The 14888-nt window shown below is 60.9% G+C and carries 15 protein-coding genes; 3 read left to right on the top strand and 12 right to left on the bottom strand.

Annotated elements, in window-relative coordinates:
* Positions 1-48: 48 nt before the first annotated feature.
* The 12 genes from ACR0KX_RS03230 to ACR0KX_RS03175 all read right to left on the bottom strand — a co-directional run bounded on the left by ACR0KX_RS03230 (position 49) and on the right by ACR0KX_RS03175 (position 11536).
* The gene (locus ACR0KX_RS03230; RefSeq protein WP_170622477.1) at positions 49-312 is read right to left on the bottom strand and encodes a hypothetical protein; all 264 of its coding nucleotides are present in this window, start codon (positions 310-312) and stop codon (positions 49-51) included.
* Entirely contained in the window at positions 269-1792 is a 1524-nt protein-coding gene (locus tag ACR0KX_RS03225; protein WP_170622476.1) for a nitrite reductase, read from the bottom strand. Before ACR0KX_RS03225 ends, ACR0KX_RS03230 begins: the two co-directional genes overlap by 44 nt.
* A 76-nt stretch (positions 1793-1868) precedes the next feature.
* Entirely contained in the window at positions 1869-3083 is a 1215-nt protein-coding gene (nirJ, locus tag ACR0KX_RS03220) for a heme d1 biosynthesis radical SAM protein NirJ (protein WP_170622475.1), read from the bottom strand.
* A 3-nt stretch (positions 3084-3086) separates the two neighbouring features.
* Positions 3087-3569 carry a siroheme decarboxylase subunit beta gene (ahbB, locus tag ACR0KX_RS03215; RefSeq protein WP_170622474.1) on the bottom strand — a complete coding sequence of 161 codons (483 nt, stop codon included), beginning with the start codon at positions 3567-3569 and terminating at the stop codon, positions 3087-3089.
* Complete coding sequence (locus ACR0KX_RS03210) at positions 3566-4015, bottom strand: Lrp/AsnC family transcriptional regulator (RefSeq protein ID WP_170622473.1); 450 nt, start codon at positions 4013-4015, stop codon at positions 3566-3568. The genes ahbB (ACR0KX_RS03215) and ACR0KX_RS03210 overlap by 4 nt, the downstream gene beginning before the upstream one ends.
* Positions 4012-5001 carry a siroheme decarboxylase subunit beta gene (ahbB, locus tag ACR0KX_RS03205; protein ID WP_170622472.1) on the bottom strand — a complete coding sequence of 330 codons (990 nt, stop codon included), beginning with the start codon at positions 4999-5001 and terminating at the stop codon, positions 4012-4014. The genes ACR0KX_RS03210 and ahbB (ACR0KX_RS03205) overlap by 4 nt, the downstream gene beginning before the upstream one ends.
* 3 nt (positions 5002-5004) lie before the next feature.
* A complete protein-coding gene (locus ACR0KX_RS03200) occupies positions 5005-6150 on the bottom strand; it encodes a cytochrome D1 domain-containing protein (protein WP_170622471.1) in 1146 nt (381 codons plus the stop codon).
* Positions 6150-6557: a c-type cytochrome gene (locus tag ACR0KX_RS03195; RefSeq protein WP_480707836.1), complete on the bottom strand. Its 408-nt coding sequence runs from the start codon at positions 6555-6557 to the stop codon at positions 6150-6152. The genes ACR0KX_RS03200 and ACR0KX_RS03195 overlap by 1 nt, the downstream gene beginning before the upstream one ends.
* Positions 6550-7311, bottom strand: a complete 762-nt coding sequence (gene cobA / locus ACR0KX_RS03190) for a uroporphyrinogen-III C-methyltransferase (RefSeq protein WP_170622470.1) — start codon at positions 7309-7311, stop codon at positions 6550-6552. The genes ACR0KX_RS03195 and cobA overlap by 8 nt, the downstream gene beginning before the upstream one ends.
* Positions 7312-7496: 185 nt before the next feature.
* Positions 7497-7898 carry a plastocyanin/azurin family copper-binding protein gene (locus ACR0KX_RS03185; RefSeq protein ID WP_170622469.1) on the bottom strand — a complete coding sequence of 134 codons (402 nt, stop codon included), beginning with the start codon at positions 7896-7898 and terminating at the stop codon, positions 7497-7499.
* A 54-nt stretch (positions 7899-7952) separates the two neighbouring features.
* Complete coding sequence (locus ACR0KX_RS03180; RefSeq protein ID WP_170622468.1) at positions 7953-9737, bottom strand: NapC/NirT family cytochrome c; 1785 nt, start codon at positions 9735-9737, stop codon at positions 7953-7955.
* A gap of 122 nt (positions 9738-9859) precedes the next feature.
* Complete coding sequence (locus ACR0KX_RS03175) at positions 9860-11536, bottom strand: cytochrome D1 domain-containing protein (RefSeq protein WP_170622467.1); 1677 nt, start codon at positions 11534-11536, stop codon at positions 9860-9862.
* 235 nt (positions 11537-11771) lie between these two features.
* Between ACR0KX_RS03175 and ACR0KX_RS03170 the strand changes: the two genes are divergently transcribed.
* From ACR0KX_RS03170 to ACR0KX_RS03160, 3 genes are all read left to right on the top strand, one after another.
* Positions 11772-12953: an NnrS family protein gene (locus ACR0KX_RS03170; RefSeq protein WP_170622466.1), complete on the top strand. Its 1182-nt coding sequence runs from the start codon at positions 11772-11774 to the stop codon at positions 12951-12953.
* 98 nt (positions 12954-13051) lie between these two features.
* Positions 13052-13501, top strand: coding sequence for a c-type cytochrome (locus ACR0KX_RS03165; RefSeq protein ID WP_170622465.1), 450 nt, complete (start codon positions 13052-13054; stop codon positions 13499-13501).
* Between the two features lie 16 nt (positions 13502-13517).
* On the top strand, positions 13518-14885 hold the full coding sequence (locus ACR0KX_RS03160) for a cbb3-type cytochrome c oxidase subunit I (RefSeq protein ID WP_170622464.1): 1368 nt from the start codon (positions 13518-13520) through the stop codon (positions 14883-14885).
* The last annotated feature ends 3 nt before the right edge of the window (positions 14886-14888 follow it).

Genomic DNA, 14888 nt, shown 5'->3' with positions numbered 1-14888 from the left:
CTCTCAGGCCGACACTTGACTTAGGTCAGGTGTCTGAAAAATTCTGACCTACCCATCCGCCTCATCCATCAACCCGCGCACCCAGCGCCCGGCCAGCCAACTTGCCGGAATACCAAGCGGAATCGACCACAGGATCGCAGGCACCGGTTCGATTGCGCTGAAGCCCGCGCTGTGCAGGATCAGGCCCAACAGAAACAGGTTGATGGCCACGGTCAGCATCGTGGCCGGGTAAAGCAGAATGGCCAGTTTCCAGACCGGCCATCGCCCTTCAGTGGCTGGTGCCTTCCGAGAAGGTGATTTTGTTCCAGACATTGTATTTCCCAGACGGTTTGCGCATCGGCAGGCGGCGAACCTCTTCCAGCGTCTGCGCGTCATAAACGATCACCGCGCCGTCATCTTCCCAGATCGACACCAGCGCATGACTGCCATCTTTGGTGAACTCCACATGGGCCACGGTCTTGCCGGGGGCGGGGCGCAGAGTCTTAACGATCTCAAGGCTTTGCTTGTCGATCACATGCATCGCGTCATTGTTGGGGCCAAAGAACACATCGGCCCAGACATAAGGCGAATTCTCATGGCTGCGCATGAAGAAACCCGGTCCTTCGGTCTTGATCCGTTTAACAGTTTCCCAGCTTTCCATATCGATCACCGACACGGTGCCATCGGTCAGATGCGGTGTTGCCATCACGGTCGTATCACCATGTTTCCAGGTGATGCCCGAGCCCAGATGCGGCATCCCCGGCAGGTCCAGATCTGCCACCTTGTGCCCGATGACCAGATCGATCACCTGCCCGCCCTTGCCGTCGCGGGATGCGCCCATCACGTATTCATAGCTCTGATCGAAAAAGAAATCGTCCAGATAGTCGGGCGTGGTGATCTTGCGCACCGGGAACGGGTCGGGGTTTTTGAACTGACCTTCGATGCGGAAATCATGACCCAAACCGAATTGCGGCGGATTGGCCCCGTAAAAGACCTCCCAAATCTCGGGCACGTCCTTCAGGGCCAGCACAAAGCTTTCGCGCGGCGGTGCCTGATAGACAGCCGAGACGCGACTGGGCTGGCCCTTCTTGCTCTTGACCTCGATGACCTTGGCGACCGAGAGGTCTTCGGTCGACAGCAGGGTCAGGCTGTTTGGCAGGTAATTCGCCACCGCCACCCATTTGCCATCCCCCGACATGGCGATGTTGCGGCTGTTCAGGCCCGCACGCACGCGGCCCACCTGTTGCAGCGCCCAGATGTCGTATTTCTGCACCCAGCCATCGCGGGACATGATGAACACATAACGCCCATCGGGGCTGAATTTCGGGCCGCCATGGACGGCAAATGGCGTCTCGAACCGGTCCAGAACCTCGAACGTATCGCCGTCCAATACGCTGACGTGATGATCCCCGGTCTCGACCGCCAGAGTGATGTTCATCGGGTCGCTGTCCCAGACGGGCGCTTCCACCGGCACATAATCCTCGTCCAGAGACCGGCTGGCCATGATGTCGGCCTCGCCCCATTCCGGGTCGGTCTCCAGCGGAGATTTCAACCAGCCCGCCAGTTCCTCAATCTGCAAGGCGTCCAACTCATGCGAGAACCCCGGCATCTGCGTGGCCGCGCGCCCTTCGGCGATCACCGCCGCTACCCGTGGGCCCCGCATCCGCTTCAACGTTTCAGGGATCAGCGCAGGCCCAACCCCGCCCAGCCTGTTTTCCCCATGGCACGAGGCACAATGTTCCGCATAATCCGCAGGCGCATCAGCCCAGGCCGCGCCCACGCTCAGGATCGAACACAAAACCCCGATCTTCATCTTTTCAAAAATACTCCCGCCGGAGGCTCCTGCACGCACCACCCGCGCAGGGGCCGGGCGAGCAGAGAAAACGGTATCAAAAGAACTGATGTGCCGGATCATGACGTTTCCCCCGGAACGGCGTGACCTGCAGGCGTTCGCCTGCATCATCCACGCCGATTTCTTGATTTGACAGATAGCAGGCCGGATCTTCGGCCCAGGGATCGCCGGTCAGTTGCAGGGCGCGGATACGAGTGTTGCCGCCGCAGACATCCTTCAACTGACACGCCCCGCACCGCCCTTTCAGCGGGCGCGGGCGGGTGCGCAGCATGGCCAGCATCGGATCATCGCTGGTCCAAAGCTCGGAAAATGGCTGGGTCTTCACATTGCCGACCGTGTAATCGGACCAATAGGTATCGGGATGCACCCGCCCCAGATTATCGATATTGGCCACACCCAACCCGCTGGAATTCCCACCCCAGGCGGCCAGATGTTCGCGCACATGGTTGGTCTTGGCGTCGTCGAAATGCGCCCGAACCCAGTTCAGAAAATACCCGGCATCGGCGTCATTATTGCCGGTCACGATGTCCAGAGGCCGCCCGCCCGAGGCCGCCTCCCAAGCGCGTTCCAGCAACAGGTCCAGCCCCTTGCGGGTGCGCAGATGTTCGGCGTCTTCGCCGCGGTTCTTGTCACCACGCCCCGCATAGACCAGATGGGACAGATAGAATTTGTCCACACCTTCGTCATCGCACAGCTGCAGCAGGTCGGGCAGGTGATGCTGGGTGCCCTCGGTCAGACAGAACCGCAGCCCCACCTTGATGCCGCGTTTCTTGCATTCGCGCACGCCGCGCAGGGCGTCGGCAAAGGCACCTTCGACCCCGCGGAACCAGTCATTTGTGGCCCCGATCCCGTCCAGAGAAATGCCGACATAGCTGAAGCCCACATCGGCGATCCTATCTGCGGTTTCGTCGTAAATCCGCGTGCCGTTGGTCGAAAGCGCCAGCATCGGCACCAACTCGCGCGCGCGTCTGGCGATGTCGAAGAAATCGAACCGGTCCAGCGGTTCTCCACCCGACAGGATCAGGGCCGGAACGCGAAACTGGCCCAGATCCTCAAGCGTGACCATGGCTTGCTCATGGCTCAGCTCGCCCGGAAAGGCCACATCCGCCGAGACGGTATAGCAATGGCGGCATTTCAGATTACAGCGCCGCGTCAGGTTCCAGATCACCACCGGTTTCACCGGGCCGGGGCGGCGTTTGCGCACCGGGGTCGGTTTCACAAGTTGGTGCATGTATTCGGTCAGGCGGAACATGTCTCAGCCTTTCTTTTTCAGGCGCAGCCCGGTCTTTTTCAGGATGCGCGTGGAATAGAGGATATCTTTGGCCCTGCAGGCATCGCCCAGAATGGCGGCGATCTGTGCGCGCTTTTCCTCGACCTCGTCCCGGTCGGCGCCGTGGACCATGGCAAACAGGTTATAAGGCCAGCCCGGCAGGGCGCGCGGGCGTTCGTAGCAATGGGTGACAAAGGGCAACGCGCCGATATGAGCGCCAAGTTCAGCGATGCAGCCGTCGTCAACATCCCAAACAGTCATGCCGTTCGATGTCATCCCCAGCTTGTAGTGGTTCGGAGCGGCAGCGATACGGCGGATTACGCCGCGCGATTTCATGTCGGCAAGGCGGGCCAACAAGGCGTTCTCGTCGATGCCAAGATCTGCCGCGACCTGCGCATATGGCGCGGACACAAGAGGCAGACCGCCTTGCAGCGCCTCGATAATCTCTCTGTCTGATGCGTCAATCATGCCGCCACCCGGAAGCCGATGAAGAATTCCTGCAATTTGGGGAAGCGGAGCACTTCGATCCCCGTTTCCCGTTCAATCGCATCGGCGACGGCTCCGATCCCCTCGGGCGTTTCGGTGGCCAGCACGAACCACATGTTCAGCCGGTGCGTGCGTTCATAATTATGCGCCACCTCAGGATGCGCATTGACTTTGGTCAGGACGGTTTCGAAATCCTTGGGCGGGACGGCCATGGCGCACAGGCAGAATGCGCCACCCATGGCAGCCGCGTCGAAGAAGGGGCCAAAGCGGGTGATGATGCGGTCTTCTTTCATCCGCGACAGGCGGGCCAGCAGATCGCTTTCTGCAATCCCCAACTCGTCGGCGACGGCGGCATAGGGGTGCGAGGTCAACGGCAGGTCGTCCTGCATCCGGTTCAGGATCGCGCGGTCTGTTTCGTCCAGCGTCATGCGGCGGCCTCTTTCGGTTGGATCAATGCGCCGGTCTGTTTGAAGCAGCGGGTCGAGAACAGCACTTTGCGTTGCGCACCAAATAGTTCCGGCAGGGCGGCGGCCCCGGCCAAGACCTCCATTGCTTCTGGGCGCGAGCGCGCGTGGATCATGGAATAGAGGCGATAGGGCCAGACATCCTCGACCGGGTTACGCTCATAACACAGCGTGACACCGGGATGCGCTGCCAGCGCCGGGCCTGCGGTGCTGACCTGCTCGGCCGGCATATCCCAAACCACCATCGCATTGGCGGACCATCCCAGCGCCCGATGCCGCACGATGACCCCAAGGCGCGAGATAATTCCGGCGCCGTGCAGGGCCTCAATCCGGGCCATCACCTCGCCCATATCGCGGTTCAGGGTCCGGGCCAGCGCGGCGTAAGGTTCAGCGACCAGCGACAGGCCAGAGCTAAGCGCCTGCAACAAGGGGCGGTCCCCGTCGCGCATGGCCGCGCGATCCACTTTTCGCGGGCCGGGAACATTGCGGGTTTTGCCGGACATGCGGAACCCAAGATCGACGTTGAATGGCCGCACCAGACGCAGGTCCAGAACCCGCAATCCGGTTTGGTTGCTGATCCGGGCCAGCGTGTCGTTGACATGCGCTCGGTCCGGGCCGGTGGCCACGAACCACAGGTTCCAGTCATCCTCGCGCTGGTAATTGTGGTTCACGCCGGGTTCCGCGTCGATCAGGGCGGCGATGTCTTCCAGACGTTCCTCGGGCGCGGCCACGGCGGCCAGGGTGCTGGCCGAAACCGCGCCCGGCGCAATGGTTGCGCCAACCCGCGTGATGCGCCCGGTCTTGCGCATCCGCGCCAGACGGTCGAGCACTTCGGCCTCGTCGAGCCCCAGAGCGTCGGCCAGAACCTGAAACGGGCGTTCGGTGATGGGAAAATCGCGCTGGAAATCGTCCAGCAGGCGGCAATCAATCGGATCGGTGATATGTTGCATCGCTTACAGCCCCGTTCTGTGCGCGCGGGCGGTGAAGAAGATGCCGGATGGACTGTCGGCCTCGATTTCCCGCAGTTTTTCAAACGTTTGCGTGTCATAGACCATGACCTTGCCCGCATCGCGCACGCTAAGCCAGACTTCGTGCCCGCGCGGTGTGAACTCCATATGCAGCACCGCCGGGCCGGGTTTGAATTCGTGGACGATCTCTTTGGTCACGGAATCGATCACCTGAATTGTGTCGTTCAGCGGGTGGGCGAAGTTCACCCAAACCTGCCGCCCGTCAGGCCGCGCCATGGCAAAGACCGGCTGGCCGTGGGTTTTGGTGCGCCCGGTTTCGGTCAGGGTGTCGGCGTCGATCCACAGAACCTCGTGATGGCCGACCGCAGGCAAAACGAACTCGCGCCCGGTCAGGGCCCAGCCTTCCAGATGGGGCATTTTGTAAACCGGCATTTCCTCTTGCCCGCGCCCATAGTCGGGCAGCACGCGAATTGGCTCGGGGCTATCGGCCCACAGATCCAGCGCGGTCAGGCCGTCCTCGCCAAACAGGCCGGTGATATAGGTGCGGCCATTGGCGGTGATCAGCGCGTCATAGGGGTTCTTGCCCATCTCGGGGATTTTGGTGATCGCGGGGTTGCCCTTGGCAAAATCGGCAATCCAGGTTTCGCCCGTGTCCCACATGGTGAACACGAACCGGCGGCCCGGCGCATCGACCAGACCGATGGTTTTGCCGCCCGTGGGAATGTCGGCGACCATCTCAAGCGTCTCGGCATCGAACACGCGCACGCCGCCGGGTTCATAATTCGACACGGCGACCAGCTTACCATCGTCCGAGATCGCGCCGCCAATGGCATTTCCGGCCTGCACGACACGGTTTGCAATCTGGCGAGTGACGATATCGACTTTGGTCAATCCGCCGTCGCGCCCGAACACATAGGCAAACCGTTCATCGGGCGAATAAACCAGAGAGGCATGGGACAGATCGCCCAGCCCTTCGATCCGCGCCAGCGCCGCGCGGTCGGACTGATCCACCAACAGGACCGAGCCTTTGGCGCGTTCGATCACCAACCCTAGATCTCCGGTTGCGGTGGGTTCCGCCTGCGCGGTGGTCATCATGAGGGTGGCGGCGAGGGTCAGGATCAAATGTCTCATTATTCCTCCTGTTCCAGCAGATAGCGGGCGATCCATTCGGCCTCTTCTTCGCTGATCAGGGGCCGCCAGGGGGGCATCGCAGTGTCGGGGATGCCGTCGAGGATCACACCGGTCAGGACCTCAGGGTCGTAGTGGTCCAGCGTTTCCGAACGCAGATCCGGGCCAAGGCCGCCCTTCAGCGACAGCCCGTGGCAGGAACCGCAATCCTGATGGACAAGGCGTTTCAGAGCGTTCGGGTCGAGCGTGTCAGCAGCGAATGCTGTGGTGGCCACAAGCACGGCAGATGTAAGTAGAACTGAAGGCAGCGACCTGCCGCGGGTGGGCGAGAAGCGCCCGCCCGGGGGGGCGCTCGGGCGCTGCCCTGCGGTGCCACCGGGCGCAACGTTTCTGCGTCCAAGCTTAGCCATGGGCCTGCTCCAGTAATTCGGCCACGGGGCGTTCGGCGTAAAGCGAGACCACCTTGCCGATGATGAACAGCGTGGGGGCTTGCAGCCCGGCCTCGCGCACATCTGCGGCCAGCCGATCCAGCCGGGATACAAGGCGGCGTTCATCGGGCAGGGTCGCTTTGCCAACGGCCAGAACCGGGGTTGATCCGGGCAGATTCTCGGTCATCAGCCCCATGGCGATCTGGCCGATATTGGCCACGCCCATATAGACAACCAGCGTTGTCTCGGGGTCGGCCAGACGTTTCCAATCCAGATCCAGCACCTTGTCGGCCTGCCGGTGCCCGGTGACATATTGCACCGAGGTCGCCAGCCCGCGATGGGTCAGCGGCACACCGGTGGAACAGGACGCCCCCTGCGCTGCCGTGATGCCGGGCGCGTATTCCACCGCGATGCCATGGGCCATCAGATAGGCGGCCTCTTCCGAGCCGCGCCCGAAAATCATCGGGTCGCCGCCTTTCAGCCGTGCAACCGTGTGACCTGCACGGGCTTCGTGAACCAGGATTTCATTGATACGGTCCTGCGGCACCGTATGGCATTTGGGCGCTTTGCCGACCGGGATCAGCCGCGCACCAAAAGCGTGCAAATCGAGGATATCGGCCGAGACCAGACGGTCATAAACCACCACGTCCGCCTCTTGCAGCATCCGCAGCGCACGCAGGGTCATCAGTTCGGGGTCGCCGGGGCCTGCGCCAATCAGAAAAACCTTACCGCTCATGTGCAAACTCGCTTGGTCTGAATGTCTTCGGAACCCAGGTTTTCCTGCGCGATCTGGTGACGTTGCTGGGTCAGCCGGGCGTGTCATGCGCCAAGACTGCCGCAACCAAAAAAGAACCTCCTTGACTAAAGTTAAGGAGCGCGGGATTTGCGCCCGCGCTCCTTTCTCTTGCCTGTAGTCCTGCCTTAGGGTTCGACGGTGATCATTCCGATCATGTTCTGCGTCTCCCAATGCGGGCCGCACAGATAGTCCCGCGGACCGGGGGTTAAGAAGGTCAGATCAACCGATTCCTCAGGGAACAAACGATCGCTTTCAGGCGCGCTGCCGTCTTTGAGCAACACGGAATGGCTGGTCCTTTTGTCCACATTCACCCAGCGCACCGTTGTGCCTGCCTTGACCGTCAACTCGACCGGGCAGAACGTGTATTTATACATCAGCACCACCTCGGCATCCTCGACAGCGGAAGAGGGCTGACCGAACAGCTCGACATAGCGGTCTTCGGCCTCGGCACACAGTTCGGCAGTGTCATCGGCCCAGGCGGGCGCAGCCAAAAGCAGCAGCGCGGGAAGAAGGTGTTGGGGTTTCATCGTCCAAATCTCCTCTTCTAAGCGGAAGGGGCCGGATTATCCGGCCCCTGTCCATTATTGTTTGACCACGTTGATGAAGGCGCTGTCGTCGTCCAGCGCAAGGCTGGTATCCAGCGTCACGTGGTGGAACCGTGCGGCGGCAAAGTCATCATGGATGGCAAAGCCGACGGTATAGGTCTGCCCGGCCTCAAGCGGCACATCACCGGCTGCGCCCGAGCTCAGCGGACGGGTGAAGACCACGGTCCACATACCTGCATCAAGGCTGGCCGAGGCGGCGATGTCACCGTCATTGACCACACGCTGTTCCAGCAGATAGCCATTGGTGGCGCTGCCGTCCGCATAAACCCGCATCAGGTCCAGATAGGTGCCGTCTGCCAGGTATTGCTCGATCTGCTCTGCCGCTTGCAGCTTGTCCCAACCACCCAGCGCCTTGCCGCGACGGCCTTTGATTTCGACCTCGGTCCGGCTTTCGCTGATGTATTTGGTCACCGTGTCCTGTGCGGTCAGACGACCCGAGACGTCCCCGTTGGCGGCAATCGCCTCGGCACCCGGATCAAAGGGCATATAGCTGTTGTCGGCGTGGCACGAGGCCCAGCAACCCACCTGATCACCCAACTCGATCCCGGTGCCGGTGATCATCATGGCAACCTTGATCTGGTTGTCGGGGTCCATCTTGCCACCGTCGACAAACGGCGCCGGGTTGTGACCTGCATCCGGCCATTGCAGGCGGATGTAGAGATTTTCATCATCATGCGCTGCCTGAACGGTTGCGTCGATCACACCGCGTTTGCCAGGGATCGGCGTTGGTTCCAGCTCGCCACCAGCCACGATCTTGTTGCCGATCGCATCCAGTTCGGCGGCGTGACAGGTGGTGCATTTGTCCCCGCCTTTGGTCAGAGGCCGTGCGCCGCCGTGGGATCTGCCGTTCTGGACCCATTCGAACGAGGCCTGACCGGGGTAGAACAGCTTCATATCCGCAGTTGGCACCGCAGCCCAATCGACATTCGTGCCGACATCGCTGCCGCCACCGGCCGGTGCAGCCGCTTCTTCGCCCGAAGCTTTGGCCCGTTCTTCCGCAACCGCCGCGTCAACCGCTGCCGCGATCTGAGCCTGCACAGCTTCCTGCTGAGCCACACGCGCGGCTTTTTCGGCCTCGGCTTCGGCGGCTTCCTTGGCTTCGATCCGCTCGAGGCTGGCCAGGTATTCTGCCGGGATTTCGCGGATGAACGCGGGGTTCGGGGCTTCGAGTTCTTCCAGATACCCTTCGTCGGCCCGGTCGCGGGCGTCCGAATGTGCGATCCCCTTGTGACAGTCGATACAGGTCTGGCCAACGGTCATGGCGTTCAGGTGCTGCTGACGGGCGCGGGGTTTCTGGAACTCGGGCATCATCGATTCGAAATCGTGACAGTTACGACACTCGCGCGAGTCGGTGGCCTTCATCCGTTCCCATTCGTTCATCGCCAGATGCACGCGCTTGGCTTCGAATTTTTCGCGTGTGTTGATGGTGCCGACCATCTTGCCATACAGCTCTTTCGAGGCCTTGATCTTGCGGATGATCTTGTGGGTCCAGTCCTTGGGCACGTGGCAGTCGGAACAGACCGCGCCGACGCCGGATCGGTTCACGTCGTGAATCGTGCCGGTGTATTCCTCATAGACGAAATCGCGCATCTCGTGGCACGAGACACAGAATTCCTTGGTGTTGGTCGCTTCCATGGCGGTGTTGAATCCGCCCCAGAAGATAATGCCAGCGGCAAAGGCCGCAGCGAAACCGGCCACGGGCATCCCCCACAGGAAATACCGGCGCCAGATCGGTGGTTTTTTATCAGGTTCGGAGGTCATATCCGGGCTCCGTTGGCTGTTCTAACTGGCCCGGCGTGTCAGGCCGGCGCGTTTAGCTGATGGGGAAAACGAAGAAAGGGCGGGCGAGGGGCCCGCCCTTTCCGATTTGGGCTGCGAACCCGTCAGGTGACGTGGTTCGAGCGGTTGTAGACGTTGAACTTCCCGGTCGGAGCAAACAGCCCCTTCACGCGGCCGATCTCTTCCAGCGTCTTGGCGTCGTAGATCACGATCTCACCGTTCGGTTCTTTCGAGGTCGAGCGGTTCCACTTGGAAACCCAAACCTCGGATCCGTCCTGGTTGAACTCGAAGTGGACGGCGACGTTGCCTTCCTCTTCGGTGATCTGGATCGTTTTCACGATCTCACCGGTTGCCTTGTCGATGACCTGCACCGATTGCTGGATCTCAGGCTCGGGGTGCTTGGTCTGGTCCGCCCAGATGTAATCTGATTCCGGGTGCGTCCGGATGAACAGACCGGGTCCGTCGGTTTCGACCTCATAACAGGTCTGCCATGCCTGATCCGGGTGGCCTTCGGGGTCGTTGCCCCAAACGGTGACCGTACCTTCGCCCAGGTGGGTTGTTCCGGCAACAGGACCGCAGTTCGGATCATCCCAGTTGGCGCCCGGGCCGGGGTGCGGCAGCGGCGCGGTGTCGATCAGAGCTTCCAGCTTGTGGGTCTCGGTATCGACCACAACCATCTTGTTCGACGCGTTTGCGGCGATCTGGAAGTAACGGCCGGTTGGATCGAAGAACCCGTCATGCAGGAACTTGGCGCTGTCGATCTTGTCGATCCGCAGGTTGTCCAGGTCGGTATAGTCCACCTGCCACAACTGACCGAGTTCCTTGACCGCCACGATCCATGTGGGCTCGTTCGGGGTGGTGTAGATTGCGGCCACGCGGGCCTCTTCCACATAATCCCCGTCCACGTTGTAGCCACGGGTCGAGACGACCTTTTTCGGCTCCATCGTGTGGGCGTCGACGATCGCGAAATGCGGCGGCCAATAGGCCCCACCGATCACGTATTTACCGTCACCCGACACGGCCACGTCGCGGGCGTCATAGCCAATGGTCACTTCGGCCACCAGCATGTTTTCCGGGTTCTGCCACAGGTCGATCTTGGTCATCTTGCCGTCGCGGCCCATGGTGTACCAGAAGCGGCCCGGGTTTTCCGGCTCTTCCAGTTTGTGGTGCTCGGACGCTTTCAGCACGTGCACCGCGTAACCGGTCGGAATATGCGCCAGCACTTCCTTGGTGTCGCCGTCGATCACGGCCACCTTGCCCACGTCACGTTCGATGACCACGAAGAAGTTTTCCCAGTTGCGGCCATGCAGCGGCTCGGTCGGGTAATCTTCGGGTTCGACATAGACCTTGCGGGTCGCCATCATCTGTTCAAGCGACATCTCGGGCGGCTTGGGCGGCTCCATCTGGATATAGGTCGCCATATCGCGGATCTCACCCTCGGACATCACGTCCGAGAAGTTGTTCATCCCGCCCTCGGTGCCCCATGCGATGATCTTTTCAAGCCGATCCTGACCCAGTTTCAGGGTCCCGGATTCGGTCACGGTACCATCGGCATTCTTTGTTTTAACCAACGGTTCAAGGCTTTTACCGGTGGCACCCTTGCGCAACACGCCGTGGCAACCGGCGCAGCGTTCAAAGTAAAGTTGCTTGGAAGACTCGAAGGCTTCGTCGCTAAGTGTCGGGCCTTCAGCGAAGGTTGGCGCGGCGACGCTGCCCAGCAGCATCGCCAAACCGACCCCGAAGGCGCGGCCAGTTTTGTTGTAGCTGATTCCAAGTGACATGATCACTCTCCATTTGCTGGTGAGGCAGGTCCAAGGGTGGGACATCACGCGTTTGTCATCCTTGACGAAAGTCAACGCTGCCCCGGCATTTCGTAAACAAAAGCGGAAAAAGGGGCCCCTCAGGCACTTTAAAAAACCTGTGTCTGAGGGTCATATTTTCCGCAGCTTTTGATTTTGGTTAAGTCGCGGTCAGGAGCGCATTGCTAGGGCTTGGAAAACACCAAGGAGAGCAGCAATGCCCGCAATCATCACACGCGTTTTTGGTGAAGGGTTCCGTGTATTTTTTCTGTCGGCCGGTCTTTATGGCCTGTTTGTCGGTCTGGTCTGGGGCCTGTGGCTGACAGTGCCCTATCTGGCGCCGGAATACGGCATGACGCCGCCCATGTGGCACGCGCATGAGATGATCTTTGGCTATGCAACGGCGGCGCTTGGCGGGTTTTTCCTGACCGCCGTCCCGAACTGGACCGGCGCGCCGGACGCGCGCGCGCGGTTCATAACCCTGGCTGCAGGTCTGTGGCTGGCCGGTCGGATGGCGATGTGGTTTTCGGGGGCTCTGCCTGCGGCACTGGTGGCTGTGGTCGATCTGGCCTTTGTACCGATTCTGGCCGCCAAGATCCTGACGCAGCTGATCAAACGCCCGAAACCGCAGAACATGGTCTTTCTGGTTCTGCTCAGCCTGATCTGGGTGGCGGATCTGATGACTCATCTGGAGTGGATGGGGATCACCAACGACACGCTGCAAACCGGGCTTCGGGCCGGGCTTCTGACCCTGTGTGCGATGATCGCCATTTTGGGCGGGCGTATTACGCCGGCCTTCACGCGCAACGCGATGAAGCGCGCAGGCGTGCCCGAGGTCAACTGGCCGGTCTCGGCCCCGACATTCGACAAGGCAGGAATGGCCTTGGCCTTGCTGGTGCCGCTCTGTGCCTTGGTCCTGGGGGTCGGGCCGGTGGCAGGCGGGTTGGCGCTGGTTTTGGGCGTTGTGCAGATTCTGCGCATGGCCCGCTGGCGCGCGGTCTGGGCGGCCCGGCAACCGATTCTGCTGGCGCTGCATCTGGGGCTGGCCATGCTGGCGCTGGGTCTGATCCTTTGGGGGCTGGCGGTGCTGGGTCTTGGGAACGAGGTCGCAGCCCTGCATGTTCTGGGCATCGGCTGCGTCGGTGGCATGACCCTTGCGGTCATGAGCCGCGCCGCGCTGGGGCATAGCGGGCGGGCGCTGGTTGCGCCTGCGCCGATGGTTGTGGCCTATGGGCTTATGGCGGTGGCTGCTTTGTCGCGCTGGGTCGGGGCCGAACTGAACGCCGGGTATCTGGTGGCGATGCTTTTGTCCGACGGTCTCTGGGTCGCGGCTTTTGCGCTGTATCTTGTCGCCATGTGGCCCGCTTTAACCGGCCCGAAGGCCGCCAAAACAGGCTGATCCGACTTCCTTTCCATAGTCTTGACTTTCGTTAAGGAGCCACCGCGCCCTTACCGCCATTGTGACCAGACTAGCTAATCTGCGCAAAGGAGAGCGCGATGCGAGAAGTCATGACAAAGAGCATGGCCCGCAATATTTTCTATGGCGGGTCCCTGTTCTTCATCCTCATCTTTCTGGCCCTGTCGGCCCATTCCCACCTGTATATCGTGCGATCCGAAAACGCGGCGAAGCTTGATGAAAGCGTGGTGCGGGGCAAGCACGTCTGGGAAAAACACGCCTGTATCAACTGTCACACGATTCTGGGTGAAGGCGCTTACTTTGCGCCCGAAGTTGCGAATGTGATGACCCGATGGGGCGTGCTGGACGACCCGGAATCAGCCTTTGAGGCGCTCAAGGGCTGGATGGAGGCGCAGCCGACCGGCATTCCCGGTCGTCGGCAGATGCCCAATTTCAACCTCAGCGACGAAGAGCTTCGTGACCTGACCAACTTCCTGATCTGGACGGACAATATCGACGCTCAGGGCTGGCCGCCCAACGAGGCGGGCTGAGAAAGGGAACGGAGCAATGAAATACGAAACCCAAAAAATCGCCTATGCCTACTTTGCAGTAGCCATGGCCCTGTTCGCGATACAGGTTCTGGGCGGCCTTCTGGCCGGTCTGATCTATGTGTCGCCCAACTTCCTGAGCGAGCTTCTGCCGTTCAACATCGTGCGGATGCTGCACACCAACTCTCTGATCGTCTGGTTGATCCTGGGCTTCTTCGGGGCGGCCTACTTTCTGATCCCGGAAGAAGCCGAACGCGAGATCCATTCGCCCAAGCTGGCCTATCTGCAGCTGATCATCCTTGTGGTCGGTACGCTGGGCGTGGTTGTGACCTATGTGTTCAACCTGTTCGAAGGCAACTGGCTGCTGGGCAAAGAGGGGCGCGAGTTCCTTGAACAGCCCAAATGGGTCAAGGCCGGTATCGTCGTGGCGGCGCTGATCTTCCTTTACAACGTGTCGATGACCGTTCTGAAAGGCAAGAAAACCGCAATTACCAACATCCTTCTGTTGGGTCTTTGGGGTCTGGCGCTGCTGTTCCTGTTTGCCTTCTACAACCCCGGCAACCTGTCCCTGGACAAGCAATACTGGTGGTATGTCGTCCACCTGTGGGTCGAAGGCGTGTGGGAGCTGATCATGGCCTCGATCCTGGCCTACCTGATGCTGAAACTGACCGGTGTTGACCGTGAGGTGGTCGAAAAATGGCTGTACGTCATCGTCGCCGCCGCGCTGTTCTCGGGCATCCTTGGGACGGGCCACCACTACTACTGGATCGGTACGCCTGCGTACTGGCAGTGGATCGGGTCCATCTTCTCAAGCCTCGAAGTGATCCCGTTCTTCGCGATGATGGCCTTTGCCTTCGTCATGGTCTGGAAGGGCCGCCGGGACCACCCCAACAAGGCCGCGTTGCTGTGGTCGCTGGGCTGTGCCACGCTCGCCTTCTTTGGGGCCGGTGTCTGGGGCTTCCTGCACACGCTGCACGGGGTGAACTACTATACCCACGGCACGCAGATCACTGCCGCACACGGTCACCTGGCCTTCTATGGTGCCTATGTCTGCCTCAACCTGGCGATCTTCAGCTATGCCATGCCGATCCTCAAGAACCGTGATCCGTATAATCAGGTGCTGAACATGGGCTCGTTCTGGCTGATGACCAGCGGCATGGTCTTCATGACCTTTGTCCTGACCTTCGGCGGAACCGTGCAGACCCATATGCAGCGCGTGGTCGGAGATTACTTCATGGATGTCCAAGACCAGATCGCGATCTTCTTCTGGATGCGCTTTGGCTCTGGTGTGGTGGTCGTCTTGGGTGCGCTGCTGTTCATCTACTCGATCTGGGTCCCCCGGAAAGAGATCATTGAACCCGGCGCGGCCGAAACCCCTGCGGAGTGATGG

This window comes from Ruegeria sp. BG5 (genome assembly GCF_056538425.1).
The sequence above is the reverse complement of the archived record's forward strand: the minus strand, read 5'-3'. Positions and strand labels throughout refer to the sequence as shown.

Excerpts from the sequence above, each read along its gene's own strand:
- ACR0KX_RS03230 (WP_170622477.1), bottom strand. The coding sequence starts at position 312 with ATGTCTGGAACAAAATCACCTTCTCGGAAGGCACCAGCCACTGAAGGG.
- ACR0KX_RS03225 (WP_170622476.1), bottom strand. The coding sequence starts at position 1,792 with ATGAAGATCGGGGTTTTGTGTTCGATCCTGAGCGTGGGCGCGGCCTGG.
- nirJ (WP_170622475.1), bottom strand. The coding sequence starts at position 3,083 with ATGTTCCGCCTGACCGAATACATGCACCAACTTGTGAAACCGACCCCG.
- ahbB (WP_170622474.1), bottom strand. The coding sequence starts at position 3,569 with ATGATTGACGCATCAGACAGAGAGATTATCGAGGCGCTGCAAGGCGGT.
- ACR0KX_RS03210 (WP_170622473.1), bottom strand. The coding sequence starts at position 4,015 with ATGACGCTGGACGAAACAGACCGCGCGATCCTGAACCGGATGCAGGAC.
- ahbB (WP_170622472.1), bottom strand. The coding sequence starts at position 5,001 with ATGCAACATATCACCGATCCGATTGATTGCCGCCTGCTGGACGATTTC.
- ACR0KX_RS03200 (WP_170622471.1), bottom strand. The coding sequence starts at position 6,150 with ATGAGACATTTGATCCTGACCCTCGCCGCCACCCTCATGATGACCACC.
- ACR0KX_RS03195 (WP_480707836.1), bottom strand. The coding sequence starts at position 6,557 with ATGGCTAAGCTTGGACGCAGAAACGTTGCGCCCGGTGGCACCGCAGGG.
- cobA (WP_170622470.1), bottom strand. The coding sequence starts at position 7,311 with ATGAGCGGTAAGGTTTTTCTGATTGGCGCAGGCCCCGGCGACCCCGAA.
- ACR0KX_RS03185 (WP_170622469.1), bottom strand. The coding sequence starts at position 7,898 with ATGAAACCCCAACACCTTCTTCCCGCGCTGCTGCTTTTGGCTGCGCCC.
- ACR0KX_RS03180 (WP_170622468.1), bottom strand. The coding sequence starts at position 9,737 with ATGACCTCCGAACCTGATAAAAAACCACCGATCTGGCGCCGGTATTTC.
- ACR0KX_RS03175 (WP_170622467.1), bottom strand. The coding sequence starts at position 11,536 with ATGTCACTTGGAATCAGCTACAACAAAACTGGCCGCGCCTTCGGGGTC.
- ACR0KX_RS03170 (WP_170622466.1), top strand. The coding sequence starts at position 11,772 with ATGCCCGCAATCATCACACGCGTTTTTGGTGAAGGGTTCCGTGTATTT.
- ACR0KX_RS03165 (WP_170622465.1), top strand. The coding sequence starts at position 13,052 with ATGCGAGAAGTCATGACAAAGAGCATGGCCCGCAATATTTTCTATGGC.
- ACR0KX_RS03160 (WP_170622464.1), top strand. The coding sequence starts at position 13,518 with ATGAAATACGAAACCCAAAAAATCGCCTATGCCTACTTTGCAGTAGCC.